At 65.1% G+C, this 14,230-nt stretch carries 11 protein-coding genes; 9 read left to right on the top strand and 2 right to left on the bottom strand.

Annotated features, from left to right (window positions below):
• Positions 1–8 precede the first annotated feature (8 nt).
• The 8 genes from sucC to IVB01_RS05070 all read left to right on the top strand — a co-directional run bounded on the left by sucC (position 9) and on the right by IVB01_RS05070 (position 9,950).
• On the top strand, positions 9–1,205 hold the full coding sequence (gene sucC / locus IVB01_RS05105; protein WP_247281244.1) for an ADP-forming succinate--CoA ligase subunit beta: 1,197 nt from the start codon (positions 9–11) through the stop codon (positions 1,203–1,205).
• 4 nt (positions 1,206–1,209) lie between these two features.
• Positions 1,210–1,689, top strand: a complete 480-nt coding sequence (locus IVB01_RS05100; protein WP_247281243.1) for a DUF1579 family protein — start codon at positions 1,210–1,212, stop codon at positions 1,687–1,689.
• A 33-nt stretch (positions 1,690–1,722) separates the two neighbouring features.
• The gene (sucD, locus tag IVB01_RS05095; RefSeq protein WP_247281242.1) at positions 1,723–2,607 is read left to right on the top strand and encodes a succinate--CoA ligase subunit alpha; all 885 of its coding nucleotides are present in this window, start codon (positions 1,723–1,725) and stop codon (positions 2,605–2,607) included.
• Between the two features lie 136 nt (positions 2,608–2,743).
• A complete protein-coding gene (locus IVB01_RS05090) occupies positions 2,744–5,701 on the top strand; it encodes a 2-oxoglutarate dehydrogenase E1 component (protein WP_247281241.1) in 2,958 nt (985 codons plus the stop codon).
• Between the two features lie 177 nt (positions 5,702–5,878).
• Positions 5,879–7,123: a 2-oxoglutarate dehydrogenase complex dihydrolipoyllysine-residue succinyltransferase gene (gene odhB / locus IVB01_RS05085; protein ID WP_247281240.1), complete on the top strand. Its 1,245-nt coding sequence runs from the start codon at positions 5,879–5,881 to the stop codon at positions 7,121–7,123.
• A 64-nt stretch (positions 7,124–7,187) separates the two neighbouring features.
• Positions 7,188–7,937: an SDR family oxidoreductase gene (locus tag IVB01_RS05080; RefSeq protein WP_247281239.1), complete on the top strand. Its 750-nt coding sequence runs from the start codon at positions 7,188–7,190 to the stop codon at positions 7,935–7,937.
• Between the two features lie 47 nt (positions 7,938–7,984).
• Positions 7,985–9,385 carry a dihydrolipoyl dehydrogenase gene (gene lpdA, locus IVB01_RS05075; protein WP_247281238.1) on the top strand — a complete coding sequence of 467 codons (1,401 nt, stop codon included), beginning with the start codon at positions 7,985–7,987 and terminating at the stop codon, positions 9,383–9,385.
• 34 nt (positions 9,386–9,419) lie between these two features.
• Positions 9,420–9,950 carry a hypothetical protein gene (locus IVB01_RS05070; RefSeq protein WP_247281237.1) on the top strand — a complete coding sequence of 177 codons (531 nt, stop codon included), beginning with the start codon at positions 9,420–9,422 and terminating at the stop codon, positions 9,948–9,950.
• 258 nt (positions 9,951–10,208) lie between these two features.
• On the opposite strand, the gene IVB01_RS05065 is transcribed toward IVB01_RS05070, so the two are convergent.
• Complete coding sequence (locus IVB01_RS05065; RefSeq protein WP_247281236.1) at positions 10,209–10,799, bottom strand: DUF4337 domain-containing protein; 591 nt, start codon at positions 10,797–10,799, stop codon at positions 10,209–10,211.
• Between the two features lie 83 nt (positions 10,800–10,882).
• Positions 10,883–11,848 carry a tyrosine recombinase XerC gene (locus tag IVB01_RS05060; RefSeq protein ID WP_247281235.1) on the bottom strand — a complete coding sequence of 322 codons (966 nt, stop codon included), beginning with the start codon at positions 11,846–11,848 and terminating at the stop codon, positions 10,883–10,885.
• 124 nt (positions 11,849–11,972) lie between these two features.
• On the opposite strand from IVB01_RS05060, the gene IVB01_RS05055 reads away from it, so the two are divergent.
• The gene (locus IVB01_RS05055; RefSeq protein ID WP_247281234.1) at positions 11,973–14,183 is read left to right on the top strand and encodes a primosomal protein N'; all 2,211 of its coding nucleotides are present in this window, start codon (positions 11,973–11,975) and stop codon (positions 14,181–14,183) included.
• The last annotated feature ends 47 nt before the right edge of the window (positions 14,184–14,230 follow it).

Below are 14,230 nucleotides of genomic sequence, written 5' to 3'. Positions count from 1 at the left end.
GCGACCATATGAATATTCATGAGTACCAGGCCAAAGCGCTGCTGAATGAGTTCGGCGTGCCAATTTCCAAGGGCGTGCCCGTCCTCAAGCCGGCCGACGCGGAAGCCGCCGCCAAGGCGCTGCCGGGTCCGGTCTGGGTCGTGAAGAGCCAGATCCATGCCGGCGGCCGCGGTAAAGGCAAATTCAAGGAAGCCAGCGCCGGCGACAAGGGCGGCGTCCGCATCGCCAAGTCGGCCGCCGAGGTCTCCGAATTCGCCAAGCAGATGCTGGGCGCGACGCTGGTGACCGTGCAAACCGGTCCCGCCGGCAAGCAGGTCAACCGCCTCTACATCGAGGACGGCTCCGACATCGACAAGGAATTCTACCTCTCGATCCTGGTCGATCGCGAGACCTCGCGCGTCTCCTTCGTGGTGTCGACCGAGGGCGGCGTCAACATCGAGGAGGTCGCGCACAACAGCCCTGAGAAGATCGTCACCTTCTCGGTCGATCCCGCGACCGGCGTCATGGGCCATCACGGCCGCACGGTGGCGAAGGCGCTGAAGCTATCAGGCGATCTCGCCAAGCAGGCCGAAAAGCTCACCGCGCAGCTCTACGCCGCCTTCGTCGCCAAGGACATGTCGATGCTGGAGATCAACCCGCTGGTCGTGACCAAGCAGGGCCAGCTCCGCGTGCTCGACGCCAAGGTCTCGTTCGACGACAACGCGCTGTTCCGTCATCCCGAGGTGCTCGCCCTGCGCGACGAGACCGAGGAAGATGCCAAGGAAATCGAGGCGTCGAAATACGACCTGAACTACGTCACCCTCGACGGCAACATCGGCTGCATGGTCAACGGCGCCGGTCTCGCCATGGCGACGATGGACATCATCAAGCTCTACGGCATGTCGCCGGCCAACTTCCTCGACGTCGGCGGCAGCGCCAGCAAGGAGAAGGTCGCGGCCGCCTTCAAGATCATCACCGCGGACCCCAACGTGAAGGGCATTCTGGTCAACATCTTCGGCGGCATCATGAAGTGCGACGTGATCGCCGAGGGCGTCACAGCCGCCGTCCGCGAGGTCGGTCTCAGCGTGCCGCTGGTGGTGCGCCTCGAAGGCACCAATGTCGAGCTCGGCAAGAAGATCATCCGTGAATCCGGCCTGAATGTGGTGCCGGCCGACAATCTCGACGACGCCGCGCAGAAGATCGTGAAGGCCGTCAAGGGAGGCTAAGGTCATGGCCCAGGACCATCTCGCCGCATCATCTCCGCTCCCCGAGCACGCGCGCCTCGCCGCGTTTGCCGGCGAATGGGATGGTGAAGAGATGGTCTTCCCGTCGCGCTGGACGGAGGGCGGACCGGCCACCTCTCACGTCGTCGCGCGGTTGGAGCTCAACGGGTTCTATCTGATCCAGGACTCGGTCCAGATGCGCGACGGCAAGCAGGTCTTCGCCACTCACGGCATCTTCACCTACGACCGCGACGATCGGACCTACAAATTGTTCTGGTACGACTCGCTCGGCTACACGCCGCCCTCGCCCGCCTCCGGCGGCTGGGTCGGCAAGACCCTGACGCTGGTGCGCGGCTCGCTCCGCGGCAATGCGCGCCACGTCTACGAGATCATCGACGACAATTCCTATTCGTTGAAGATCCAGTTCTCGCCGGACGCGGAAGGCTGGGCCGACGTGCTCACCGGCGTCTACCGCCGCATCCACTGACCTCTCACTCGTTAGTTCGCGAAAGCAGACCTCATGTCCATCCTGATCGACAAGAACACCAAGGTCATCTGCCAGGGCTTTACCGGCAAGAACGGCACCTTCCATTCCGAGGCCGCGATTGCCTATGGCACCAAGATGGTCGGCGGCACCTCGCCGGGTAAAGGCGGCGCGACGCATCTGGGCCTGCCGGTGTTCGATACCGTGCGCGAGGCGCGTGAGAAGACCGGCGCCGATGCGTCGGTGATCTACGTGCCCCCGCCGGGCGCGGCGGACGCGATCTGCGAAGCCATCGATGCCGAGATTCCGCTGATCGTCTGCATCACCGAAGGCATTCCGGTCGTCGACATGGTGCGGGTGAAGCGCTCGCTGATCGGTTCCAAGTCGCGCCTGATCGGGCCGAACTGCCCGGGCGTCATGACCGCGGGCGAGTGCAAGATCGGCATCATGCCGGCCAACATCTTCAAGACCGGCAGCGTCGGCATCGTCTCCCGCTCCGGCACTTTGACCTATGAAGCCGTGTTCCAGACCTCCCAGGAGGGCCTCGGCCAGACCACTGCCGTCGGCATCGGCGGCGACCCGGTTAAGGGAACCGAGTTCATCGACGTGCTGGAAATGCTGCTCGCCGATCCCAAGACCGAGTCGATCATCATGATCGGCGAGATCGGCGGTTCCGCCGAGGAGGACGCCGCCCAGTTCCTCAAGGACGAGGCCAAGCGCGGCCGCAACAAGCCGATGGTCGGCTTCATTGCCGGTGTCACCGCACCTCCCGGCCGCCGGATGGGCCACGCCGGCGCGATCATCTCGGGCGGCAAGGGCGACGCCGGTTCCAAGACCGAAGCGATGAAATCGGCCGGAATCCTGGTCTCTCCGTCGCCCGCACGCCTTGGTCATACGCTTGCCGAAAAGTTGAAGGGGTAATTCACTTCTTCGTATTTTTCCGGGCGAAGTTTCGCAGCAAATAGGGTAAAGGGTGCCTGTCGCGCCGAGCCTCTGCCGGGAGCTCGGCGCCAGCGCCGTTTGTTATGCGCGAACCGAAATCGCCAGGAACTCCAGTATGTCTCGCCAGGACGCGAACGCAGCCTTTGCCCTCTCATCCTTTTTGCAGGGCACCAACGCCACCTACATCGACGAAATCTACGCCCGCTACCAGAAGGATCCGTCCTCGGTCGACCCCGAGTGGCAGGAGTTCTTCAAGAGCCTGAATGACCAGCCCGGCGACATCAGCAAGAACGCCGAAGGTCCTTCCTGGGAGCGCGCCAACTGGCCGCTGACCCCGCAAGACGAGCTGACCTCCGCTCTCGACGGCAACTGGGCCGAGGTCGAGAAATCGGTCGGCAACAAGATCGCCGCCAAGGCGCAGGCCAAGGGGGGCGGCCTATCTTCCGCCGACCTGCTCCAGGCCACGCGCGACTCCGTCCGCGCCCTGATGCTGATCCGCTCCTACCGCATGCGCGGCCACTTCCATGCCAAGCTCGATCCGCTCGGCATCGAAGCCCCGCGCAATCGCGAAGAGCTCGACCCGCGCACCTACGGCTTCAGCGAAGCCGATTTCGACCGCAAGATCTTCCTCGATCACGTGCTCGGTCTCGAATACGGCACGCTGCGCGAGATCACCGCGATCTGCGAGCGCACCTACTGCCAGACCCTCGGCGTCGAGTTCATGCACATCAGCAATGCCGCGCAGAAGGCCTGGATCCAGGAGCGCATCGAGGGGCCGGACAAGGAGATCTCGTTCACCCGCGAAGGTCGCCGCGCCATCCTGATGAAACTGATCGAAGCCGAAGGCTTCGAGAAATTCTGCGACACCAAGTTCACCGGCACCAAGCGCTTCGGCCTCGACGGCGGTGAATCGCTGATTCCCGCGCTGGAGCAGATCATCAAGCGTGGCGGCAATCTCGGCGTGAAGGAGATCGTGCTGGGCATGCCGCATCGCGGCCGCCTCAACGTGCTGACCCAGGTGATGGGCAAGCCGCACCGTGCACTGTTCCACGAATTCAAGGGCGGCTCGGCCAATCCCGATGCAGTCGAAGGCTCCGGGGACGTCAAGTATCACCTCGGCGCCTCCTCGGACCGCGAGTTCGACGGCAACCGCATCCACCTGTCGCTGACGGCGAACCCCTCGCATCTCGAGATCGTCGATCCCGTCGTGCTCGGCAAGGTCCGCGCCAAGCAGGACCAGCACGGCGATCCGCCGGATATGCGCATCTCCGTCATGCCGCTGCTGATGCACGGCGACGCGGCGTTCGCTGGCCAAGGTGTCGTTGCCGAATGCTTCGGTCTGTCGGACCTGAAGGGCTACCGCACCGGCGGCTCCGTGCACTTCATCGTCAACAACCAGATCGGCTTCACCACCTATCCGCGTTACTCGCGCTCGTCGCCCTACCCGTCAGACGTGGCGAAGATGATCGATGCGCCGATCTTCCACGTGAACGGCGACGATCCGGAAGCGGTCGTGTTCGCGGCCAAGGTTGCTACCGAGTTCCGGCAGAAATTCCACAAGCCCGTCGTTATCGACATGTTCTGCTACCGCAGGCATGGCCATAACGAGGGCGACGAGCCGGCCTTCACCCAGCCGGTGATGTACAAGAGGATTGCCGCCCATCCCTCGACGCTGGAGCTCTACTCGCGGCGTCTGATCAGCGAAGGCGTGATCACCGAGGGCGAGGTCGACAAGGCCAAGGCCGACTGGCGCGCCCGGCTCGATGCCGAGTTCGAGGCCGGCACGTCCTACAAGCCGAACAAGGCCGACTGGCTCGACGGCAAATGGGCGGGCTTCAAGATCGCCGACCAGGAAGAGGATGCGCGCCGCGGCGTCACCGGCGTCGACCTGCCAATCCTCAAAGACATCGGCCGGAAGATCACCAAGGTGCCGGACGGCTTCCGGGTCCACCGCACCATTCAGCGTTTTCTGGAAAATCGCGCCAGGGCGATCGAGAACGGCGTCGGCATCGACTGGGCGACCGGCGAGGCGCTGGCGTTCTGCACGCTGCTTCACGAACACCATCACGTCCGCCTGTCCGGACAGGATTCCGAGCGCGGCACGTTCTCGCAGCGTCACTCCGTCCTGATCGACCAGGAAGACGAGAGCCGCTACACGCCGTTCAACCATCTGGGCACCGAGCAGGGCCATTACGAGGTCATCAACTCGCTGCTGTCTGAAGAGGCCGTGCTCGGCTTCGAATACGGCTATTCGCTCGCGGAGCCGAACACGCTGACGCTGTGGGAAGCCCAGTTCGGCGACTTCGCCAACGGCGCGCAGGTCGTGTTCGACCAGTTCATCTCCTCGGGCGAGCGCAAATGGCTGCGCATGTCCGGTCTCGTCTGCCTCTTGCCGCATGGCTATGAGGGCCAGGGACCGGAGCACTCCTCGGCACGTCTCGAGCGTTATTTGCAGATGTGCGCCGAAGACAACATGCAGGTGGTCTATCCGACCACGCCGGCGAACTACTTCCACGTGCTGCGGCGTCAGCTCCACCGCGAGATCCGCAAGCCGCTGATCATGATGACGCCGAAATCGCTGCTGCGCCACAAGCGGGCGGTGTCGCGTCTCGAGGAGCTGGCGAAGGGCACGACTTTCCACCGCATCCTCTATGATGACGCCCAGATGCTGCCGAACGAGGCGATCAAGCTCGTCCCTGACGACAAGATCCGCCGCATCGTGCTCTGCTCCGGCAAGGTCTATTACGACCTCTATGAGGAGCGCGAGAAACGCGGAATCGACGACATCTATCTGATGCGCGTCGAGCAGCTCTATCCGGTGCCGCTGAAGGCGCTGGTGGCCGAGCTGTCTCGCTTCAAGAAGGCCGAAGTGATCTGGTGCCAGGAAGAGCCCCGCAACATGGGAGCCTGGCACTTCATCGAGCCCTATCTGGAATGGGTGCTGAACCAGGTGAACGGCGCGAGCCGGCGTCCGCGTTATGTCGGTCGTGCCGCCTCGGCCGCGACCGCCACGGGTCTGATGTCCAAGCATCAGGCGCAGCTGAAGGCGTTCCTGGACGAAGCACTGAGCTGAACTTTTTGAACTGTGTCATGCCCCGCCTCGTGCGCGACTGCGTACTGGGGTGGGGCATCCAGTACGCCGTGTCGTCCGTGCAGCATACGCACGCCCGGTTTGCTGGCTGGCTTGCTTTTCGCAGGCGATGACATCCGCACTTATGACCGCATTGGCGATCTCCTTAAGGAAAAGACCATGACTGAAATTCGTGTGCCGACGCTCGGCGAATCCGTCACCGAGGCCACCATCGGCCGCTGGTTCAAGAAGGCCGGCGACCCCGTCGCCGTGGACGAGCCCTTGGTGGAGCTCGAGACCGACAAGGTCACCATCGAGGTCCCGGCGCCCTCCGCCGGCACGCTGAGCGAGATCATCGCCGCCGATGGCGCGACCGTTGCAGTCGGTGCGCTGCTCGGTCAGATCACGGAAGGCGCAGGTGCTGCAAAGCCGGCCGCTGCTGCCGCGAAGCCCGCCGCTGCTGCTCCTGCGGCCGCTGCCGCCGCTCCTGCAGCAGCCTCGGCCGCGAAAGCGCCGCCGGCCGATGCGCCGCTCGCCCCCTCGGTGCGCAAGCTGTCGGCCGAGACCGGCATCGATGCCTCGACCGTTCCGGGCTCCGGCAAGGACGGCCGCGTCACCAAGGGCGACATGCTCGCCGCGATCGAGCGTGCGGCGTCCGCGCCGACCCCGGTCAACCAACCCGCCGCCGCCGTGCAGGTGCGCGCGCCGTCGCCGGCCGATGACGCCGCCCGCGAAGAGCGCGTCAAGATGACCCGCCTGCGCCAGACCATCGCGCGCCGCCTCAAGGACGTGCAAAACACCGCCGCCATGCTCACGACCTTCAACGAGGTCGACATGACCAACGTCATGGCGCTGCGTGCCCATTACAAGGATGCGTTCGAGAAGAAGCATGGCGCCAAGCTCGGCTTCATGGGCTTCTTCACTAAGGCCGTCGTGCAGGCGCTGAAGGACATTCCCGCCGTCAACGCCGAGATCGACGGCACCGACCTGATCTACAAGAACTACTACCACGTCGGCGTCGCCGTCGGCACCGACAAGGGTCTCGTCGTGCCCGTGGTGCGCGACTGCGACCACAAGTCGATCTCCGACATCGAGAAGAGCATCGCCGATTTCGGCCGCCGTGCCCGCGACGGCCAGCTCAAGATCGACGAGATGCAGGGCGGCACCTTCACCATCACCAATGGCGGCATCTACGGCTCGCTGATGTCGACCCCGATCCTGAACGCGCCGCAGTCCGGCATTTTGGGCATGCACAAGATCCAGGAGCGGCCGATGGTCGTCGGCGGCAAGATCGAGGTCCGCCCGATGATGTATCTGGCGCTGTCCTACGATCACCGCGTCATCGACGGCAAGGAAGCCGTGACCTTCCTGGTCCGCGTCAAGGAGAGCCTGGAAGATCCGGCACGCCTGGTGCTCGATCTCTGATTCCCGTTGCTCTGCGAGCGCCGTCGCCATTCGCGGCGGCGCGTGTCGAACCATGGAGGCGCGCATGACGGATAAGGTCGTTGTCATTACCGGCGGCAGCCGCGGCATCGGGCGGGCGACCGCGCTTGCGGCGGCCGCGCGCGGCTTCCGCGTCGTGGTCGGCTATGCCAGCAACAAGATTGCCGCGGACGAGGTGGTCGCGCAGATCGAGGCTGGTAACGGCAGTGCCATCGCCGTGAAATGCGATGTCGCGGAGGAAAGCGATATCCTCGAACTGTTCAAGCAAGCCGACAAGTTCGGCACGCTCGGCGCGCTCGTCAACAATGGCGGCATCGTCGGCAAGAGCGGCGTGCGCGTCGACGAGATGTCGGCCGAACGCATCCAGCGCGTGATGGCCGTGAACGTCACCGGCTCCATTCTCTGCGCGCGCGAGGCGGTGAAGCGGATGTCGACCAGGCACGGCGGCAAGGGCGGTGTCATCGTCAACCTGTCATCCGTCGCGGCAAAGCTCGGAGCACCCAACACCTACGTCGATTACGCCGCGTCCAAGGGCGCGGTCGATTCCTTCACCGTCGGCCTCGGCTATGAGGTCGCAGGCGAAGGCATCCGCGTCGCCGCGATCCGCCCCGGCCTGATCGACACCGAAATCCACGCCGCCGGCGGCGAGCCCGACCGCGCCCATCGCCTGGCCCATCTGGTGCCGATGAAGCGCGTCGGCACCGCCGAGGAAATCGCCAACGCCATCGTCTGGCTGATCTCGGACGAGGCCTCCTACGTCACCTCCGCCATTCTCGATGTGTCCGGCGGGCGCTGACACATTCTCATCACGCTCATCACGCTAAACCTACGGGACTTTCTCTCATGGCTACCTACGATCTCGTCGTCATCGGCACCGGACCGGGCGGATATGTCTGCGCGGTGCGTGCAGCCCAGCTCGGCATGAAAGTCGCCGTGGTCGAAAAGAACGCTACCCTCGGCGGCACCTGCCTCAATGTCGGCTGCATGCCCTCCAAGGCGCTGCTGCACGCGTCCGAGATGTTCGAGGAAGCCGGCCATTCCTTCGCGAAAATGGGCGTGAGCGTTTCCGCGCCGAAGCTCGATTTGCCGGCGATGATGAACTTCAAGCAGCAGGGCATCGACGGCAACGTCAAGGGCGTCGAGTTCCTGATGAAGAAGAACAAGATCGACGTGCTCCAGGGCACCGGCAAGATTTTGGGGACCGGCAAGGTCGAAGTCTCCGCCGACGGCAAGTCGCAGACAGTCGAGACCAAAAACATCGTGATCGCCACCGGCTCGGACATCGCGCGTCTCAAGGGCATCGAGATCGACGAGAAGCGCATCGTGTCCTCGACCGGCGCGCTGTCGCTGGACAAGGTGCCCGGCAGATTGCTGGTTATTGGTGCGGGCGTGATCGGGCTCGAACTTGGCTCTGTGTGGCGCCGGCTCGGATCCGAAGTCATGGTGGTCGAATTCCTCGATCGCATTCTGCCCGGCATGGACGGCGAGGTCGCACGGCAATTCCAGCGGATCCTTGAAAAGCAGGGATTTGCATTCAAGCTGGGTTCGAAGGTCACCGGCGTCGAAGCCAACAGCAAGGCATTGCTCGCGAAAATCGAGCCGGCCGCCGGCGGTGCCGCCGAGACCATCGAGGCCGATGTCGTTCTGGTCTGCATCGGCCGCACGCCCTACACTGACGGGCTCGGCCTGAAGGAAGCCGGTGTCGCGCTCGACGCACGCGGCCGCGTCCAGATCGATCCGCACTTCGCCACCAGCCTGAGGGGCGTGTACGCCATCGGCGACGTGGTTGCAGGCCCGATGCTCGCGCACAAGGCCGAGGATGAAGGCGTTGCGGTTGCAGAGATCATTGCGGGCCAGGCCGGCCACGTGAACTACGAAGTCATTCCGGGCGTCGTGTATACCACGCCGGAAGTATCCTCCGTCGGCAAGACCGAGGAGGAACTGAAGCAGGCCGGCGTCGCCTATACCGTCGGCAAGTTTCCCTTTACCGCCAACGGTCGCTCCAAGGTCAACCAGACCACTGACGGCTTTGTGAAGATTCTCGCAGATGCGAAGACCGATCGCGTGCTCGGCGTGCACATTATCGGCCGCGAAGCCGGCGAAATGATCCATGAAGCGTGCGTTCTCATGGAGTTTGGTGGCAGTGCGGAGGATCTCGCCCGCACCTGCCACGCCCACCCGACCCGCTCGGAAGCGGTCAAGGAAGCCGCGCTTGCGGTCGGCAAGCGGGCCATCCATATGTAGTCCAAGGCCCGAGCCGAATCGGGCGGGACAACACATGCTGCGCCGCCTTCTTCAACCGGTCTGGGTCCTGCTTGCGATCGTCTTCCTGATCGAAGCCTGGCTGTGGGACCATCTCGAGCCGATCGTTGCAAAAGTCGTCGCGGCGATCCCGCTCGCGCGCTTCAAGCAATGGCTGACGGAGCGCGTCGATGCGCTATCGCCGGCCATGACGCTGATCGTGTTTGCGGTCCCGATCATCCCGCTGTTTCCGCTCAAGCTGGTCGGCCTGTGGCTGCTCGCGCACGAATACTGGACGAGCGCGGTGTTCACCATCGTCTTCGCGAAGATGCTCGGCCTCGGCGTCACCGCCTTCGTGTTCGACGTGACGCGCCCCAAACTGTTGGAGATGCACTGGTTCGAGCGGCTCTACGAACTGGTGTTGAAGGTGCGCGCCAAGGCCGCCGCGCTGGTCGACCCGGTCAAGCGGCGCATCCGCGAGCTGATCGCCGGCAACGGCGAGGGATGGTCCTCCCGCACTCTCCGCCTGATCCAGCGCTTCCGCAAAAGCGTGCACGAAGCGCGATAGCTGCTCGCCTCATATTCGGTGCCATCTCCACAGACTCACTGTCATTGCCCGCGAAGGCGGGCAATCCAGTATCCAGAGACGTCGGTGATTGAACCGAGACGTCGCGGCGTACTGGATGGCCCGGTCCCGTCTCCGCCAAGGCTACGCCGGGGCCACAAGGGTACTCGGCCGGCCGGAGCTTTAGCCAAGGCGGCAAGCCGGGGCATGACAGCGGAATGTGTGGCGACGGATTCGCTGCGCCATCGTCACGCGCCGCCCTCAATGCAAATGCAATAGATGCGGCCACCACAGGCCGAGCGCGGTCATGATCAGACCGGCAATCGTCAGCACGCCACTGACATAGGCGAGCGCGAACATGCCGGTGATGATGGTGGCCGAGGCCAGCACGATGCCGATCTGGAAGGCGGCCGAGGCCAGCTCGAAGTGATGGTACTTCGCGGTCGCCTCGTCGCGATCGTGCTCGGCATGCTTGGCCTTCTCGGCGAGCTGCTCGGTGCCCTCGCCGGTCTCGGGCTCGGAGCGGTAGCGCTGCGCGGTCTTGGTCCAGTCGTCGACCTGTTTCTGCACCGTCGCCTTCATGGCCTCGTCGGTCGTGCCGCCCAGCGTCAGCTTGCCCTGTTCTGCCGCGGTCACCACCACGGTGCGGCGGATGCTCTTGGCCTGGAAGAACGCCCAGAGATTGGCAGCCTCGACGTTCTTGCTGATCGATTCGGTCTGGGCGCCCTTGCCCAGCGTTTCCGAGATCGCCAGGAACAGCGCCAGAACCGCGATCAGGAGCGCGATCTTCTTGTTCGAGCCGGACGCGTGTTCAGCGTGCTCGGCATGCTCCATGCTTTCATGTGCGCTCATGATGTCCCTCCTGCCTCGGTTCCCCACGATTGACCGAACCGCGTGCGCCGCGCAAGAGGCAAGCACGTTATGACGTCAGTGTGTCAGCGCCGCGGATGCGCGCTGGCATAGACTTCGAGCAGCCGCTCGGAATCGATGCCGGTATACACCTGTGTGGTCGAGAGCGAGGAATGGCCGAGCAATTCCTGAATCGCGCGCAGATCGCCGCCGCGCGAGAGCAGATGCGTGGCGAAGGAATGGCGGAGCGCGTGCGGGGTGGCGCTGTCGGGCAGGCCGAGCGCGCCGCGCAGCCGCTCCATCGCGAGCTGGATGATGCGGGGGCTCAAGGGCCCGCCGCGCGCGCCGACGAAGATCGGGCCCTCGGGGGGCAGCGGATACGGGCACATCGCAACGTATTCCTGCACCAGCGCGAGCACGTTTTGCAGCACCGGCACCATGCGGGTCTTGTTGCCTTTGCCGGTGACGACGAGCACGTCGCCCTCGCCCGGTCGCGGCACCTCGCGACGCTTCAGGCCGAGCGCTTCGGAGATGCGCAGGCCCGAGCCATACAGCAGCGCCATCACCGCAGCATCGCGCGCCAGAATCCAGGTCTCGCGTTCCTCGCCGGCGCGCTCGTCGGCATCGGCAAGCCGTTTGGCCGACGCCATCGGCAGCGGCTTTGGCAGGCTTTTTGCGACTTTCGGCGCGCGGATCGCGGAGAGCGCGCCGACCTTGCCCTTGCCTTCGCGCTCGAGGAAGCGGCCGAACGAGCGCAGGCCTGCGAGCGCGCGCATCAGCGAGCGACCGGCAATATCGTCGGCCCTGCGCATCGCCATGAAGGCGCGCACATCAGTGGCTTCCAGCGCGGCGAAGCGCTCAAGCGTGACGCGCTCGCCCCAATGGGAGCAGAGGAAATCCAGGCATTGCCGCAAGTCGCGGCCATAGGCCTCCAGCGTCTTCGGCGACAGCCGCCGTTCGGCGCCGAGATGCGACAGCCAGCGCGCCATCTCTTGCGCGACCGAGGGATCGGCGCTGGCGAGTTCGATGGATGGGGCGGCCGCTTTGCTCATGCACTCTGGACGTGGTGATTCCGCACAGTATATCGCATCACACCCGTTTATCGTTCGCTAAGGCCGCCCCAGGGCGCTAGCCTTGAGGCGTCCTAAGGTTCCGATTCTCCCTCCAAGCCAGCTCATGGATCATTCGTCGCGCAGCACGTCCGCCCCCGCCACTGCGACCCGCATGGTCGACGTGCTGGTGCCGGTCGCGCTCGACCAGACCTATTCCTACAAGGTGCCGCGCGGGATGGAGCTGAAGGCCGGCGATCTCGTCGGCGTGCCGCTCGGGGCGCGCGAGGTACTGGCCGTGGTCTGGGCCGAAAACGCCAATCCCGATCCGCGCCTGCATAACCGTCTCAAGGACGTCAGCGAGAAGCTCGACATCCCGCCTTTGAAGGGCGAGCTGCGCGCGGTCGTCGATTGGGTCGCCAATTACACGCTGAGCCCGCGCGGCATGGTGCTGCGCATGTGCCTGCGCATGGGCGAAAATCTCGGCCCTGAACGGATGCGCGCCGGCGTGCGGCTGGTTGGCGATCCGCCGAAGCGCCTGACGCCGGCGCGGCAGCGCCTGATTGCGGTGCTGTCGGACCGGCTGCTGCACGGCAAGTCCGAGGCCGCCAAGGAAGCGGGCGTCTCGGCCGGCGTGATCGACGGCCTCGTCGACGAAGGCACGCTCACGGTCGAACCGATGCCGCCGCCTCCGCCGCCGCCGGCACCCGATCCGGATTTTGGCCGGCCGGATTTCACACCGCTCCAACGCGCGGCGGTCGATACGATGCGCGCGCTCGCGGCCAACGGCACCTTCCACGTCGCGCTGCTCGACGGCGTCACCGGCTCGGGCAAGACCGAGGTTTATTTCGAAGCCGTGGCGGAAGCCATTCGTCGCGGAAAACAGTCGCTGATCCTGATGCCGGAGATTGCGCTCACCGGCCAATTCCTCGACCGCTTCGCGCAGCGCTTCGGCGTTCGGCCGCTGGAGTGGCATTCGGAGCTGACGCCGCGCACCCGTGCGCGCAATTGGGCGGCGATCTCCGCGGGCAGCGCGCCGGTCGTGGTCGGCGCGCGCTCGGCGCTGTTCCTGCCTTATGCCAATCTCGGCCTCATCGTCGTCGACGAAGAGCACGACCAGGCCTACAAGCAGGACGATGGCGTGCATTACCACGCCCGCGACATGGCGGTGGTGCGCGCGCATATCGCCAAAATACCGGTCGTGCTGGCCTCCGCGACGCCCTCGGTCGAGTCCGAGGTCAATGCGCGCAAGAACCGCTATCAGCGCATCGCGCTGCCCTCGCGCTTCGGCGGCCAGCACATGCCGCATATCGAGGCGATCGATCTCCGCCGCGAGCCGCCGGCGCGCGGCCGCTTCATCTCGCCCCGGCTTGCGGGCGAGATCAAGATCGCGATCGAGCGGCGCGAGCAGGCTCTCTTGTTCCTCAATCGCCGCGGCTATGCGCCGCTGACGCTGTGCCGTGCCTGCGGCCATCGCTTCGCCTGCACCATCTGCGATGCCTGGCTGGTCGATCACCGCTTTCGTCAGCGCCTCGTCTGTCATCACTGCGGTTTCTCGATGCCGCGCCCGCACGTCTGCCCGAACTGCTCTGCGGAGGAATCGCTGGTCGCCGTCGGCCCAGGTGTCGAGCGCTTGCAGGAGGAGGCGGCCGCGCTGTTCCCGGACGCGCGCACCATGGTGCTGTCGAGCGATCTCATCACCTCGATCGAGACGATGCGCAGCGAGCTTGCCGAGATCGCGGAGGGTCGTGTCGACATCATCATCGGCACGCAGCTCGTCGCGAAGGGGCACAATTTCCCGCGGCTCAATCTGGTCGGCGTGGTCGATGCGGATCTCGGCCTCTCCAACGGCGACCCGCGCGCGGCAGAGCGCACCTGGCAATTGCTCAACCAGGTGATAGGCCGCGCCGGACGCGAGCAGGGCCGCGGCGTCGGCTATCTCCAGACCCACCAGCCCGATCATCCCGTGATGAAGGCGCTGATCGCCTGCGACCGCGAGGCCTTTTACGACAGCGAGATCGACCTGCGCGAGAAGACGCTCTATCCGCCGTTCGGCCGGCTCGCCAGCCTGATCATCTCGGCAGGCGACCGGCCGAGCGCGGAAGGCTTTGGCCGCTGCCTGGTGGCGCTGGCGCCACGAGACGAGCGCGTGGTGGTGCTGGGGCCGGCGGAAGCACCGCTCGCGGTCATCAAGGGCCGCTACCGCTTCCGCATCCTGGTGAAATCGGCGCGCGGCTTCGATCTGTCGGATTATCTGCGGAACTGGCTCGCCGTGTGCCCGAAGCCGACGGGCAATCTCAAGCTCGAGGTCGACGTCGATCCGCAGAGCTTTTTGTAGGCGCTGTGCGCACTCTTTCCACGTCGTTGCGAGGAGCGAAGCGACGA

Origin of the sequence: Bradyrhizobium sp. 164, from assembly GCF_023073715.1 — a bacterium.
Classification (GTDB): domain Bacteria; phylum Pseudomonadota; class Alphaproteobacteria; order Rhizobiales; family Xanthobacteraceae; genus Bradyrhizobium.
The sequence above is the reverse complement of the archived record's forward strand: the minus strand, read 5'-3'. Positions and strand labels throughout refer to the sequence as shown.

What these genes read in the sequence shown, in the direction of transcription:
- IVB01_RS05060 (WP_247281235.1), bottom strand. Translation starts at nt 11,848, where the DNA reads ATGAGCAAAGCGGCCGCCCCATCCATCGAACTCGCCAGCGCCGATCCC.
- IVB01_RS05070 (WP_247281237.1), top strand. Translation starts at nt 9,420, where the DNA reads ATGCTGCGCCGCCTTCTTCAACCGGTCTGGGTCCTGCTTGCGATCGTC.
- IVB01_RS05065 (WP_247281236.1), bottom strand. Translation starts at nt 10,799, where the DNA reads ATGAGCGCACATGAAAGCATGGAGCATGCCGAGCACGCTGAACACGCG.
- IVB01_RS05055 (WP_247281234.1), top strand. Translation starts at nt 11,973, where the DNA reads ATGGATCATTCGTCGCGCAGCACGTCCGCCCCCGCCACTGCGACCCGC.
- IVB01_RS05090 (WP_247281241.1), top strand. Translation starts at nt 2,744, where the DNA reads ATGTCTCGCCAGGACGCGAACGCAGCCTTTGCCCTCTCATCCTTTTTG.
- IVB01_RS05100 (WP_247281243.1), top strand. Translation starts at nt 1,210, where the DNA reads ATGGCCCAGGACCATCTCGCCGCATCATCTCCGCTCCCCGAGCACGCG.
- sucC (WP_247281244.1), top strand. Translation starts at nt 9, where the DNA reads ATGAATATTCATGAGTACCAGGCCAAAGCGCTGCTGAATGAGTTCGGC.
- lpdA (WP_247281238.1), top strand. Translation starts at nt 7,985, where the DNA reads ATGGCTACCTACGATCTCGTCGTCATCGGCACCGGACCGGGCGGATAT.
- sucD (WP_247281242.1), top strand. Translation starts at nt 1,723, where the DNA reads ATGTCCATCCTGATCGACAAGAACACCAAGGTCATCTGCCAGGGCTTT.
- odhB (WP_247281240.1), top strand. Translation starts at nt 5,879, where the DNA reads ATGACTGAAATTCGTGTGCCGACGCTCGGCGAATCCGTCACCGAGGCC.
- IVB01_RS05080 (WP_247281239.1), top strand. Translation starts at nt 7,188, where the DNA reads ATGACGGATAAGGTCGTTGTCATTACCGGCGGCAGCCGCGGCATCGGG.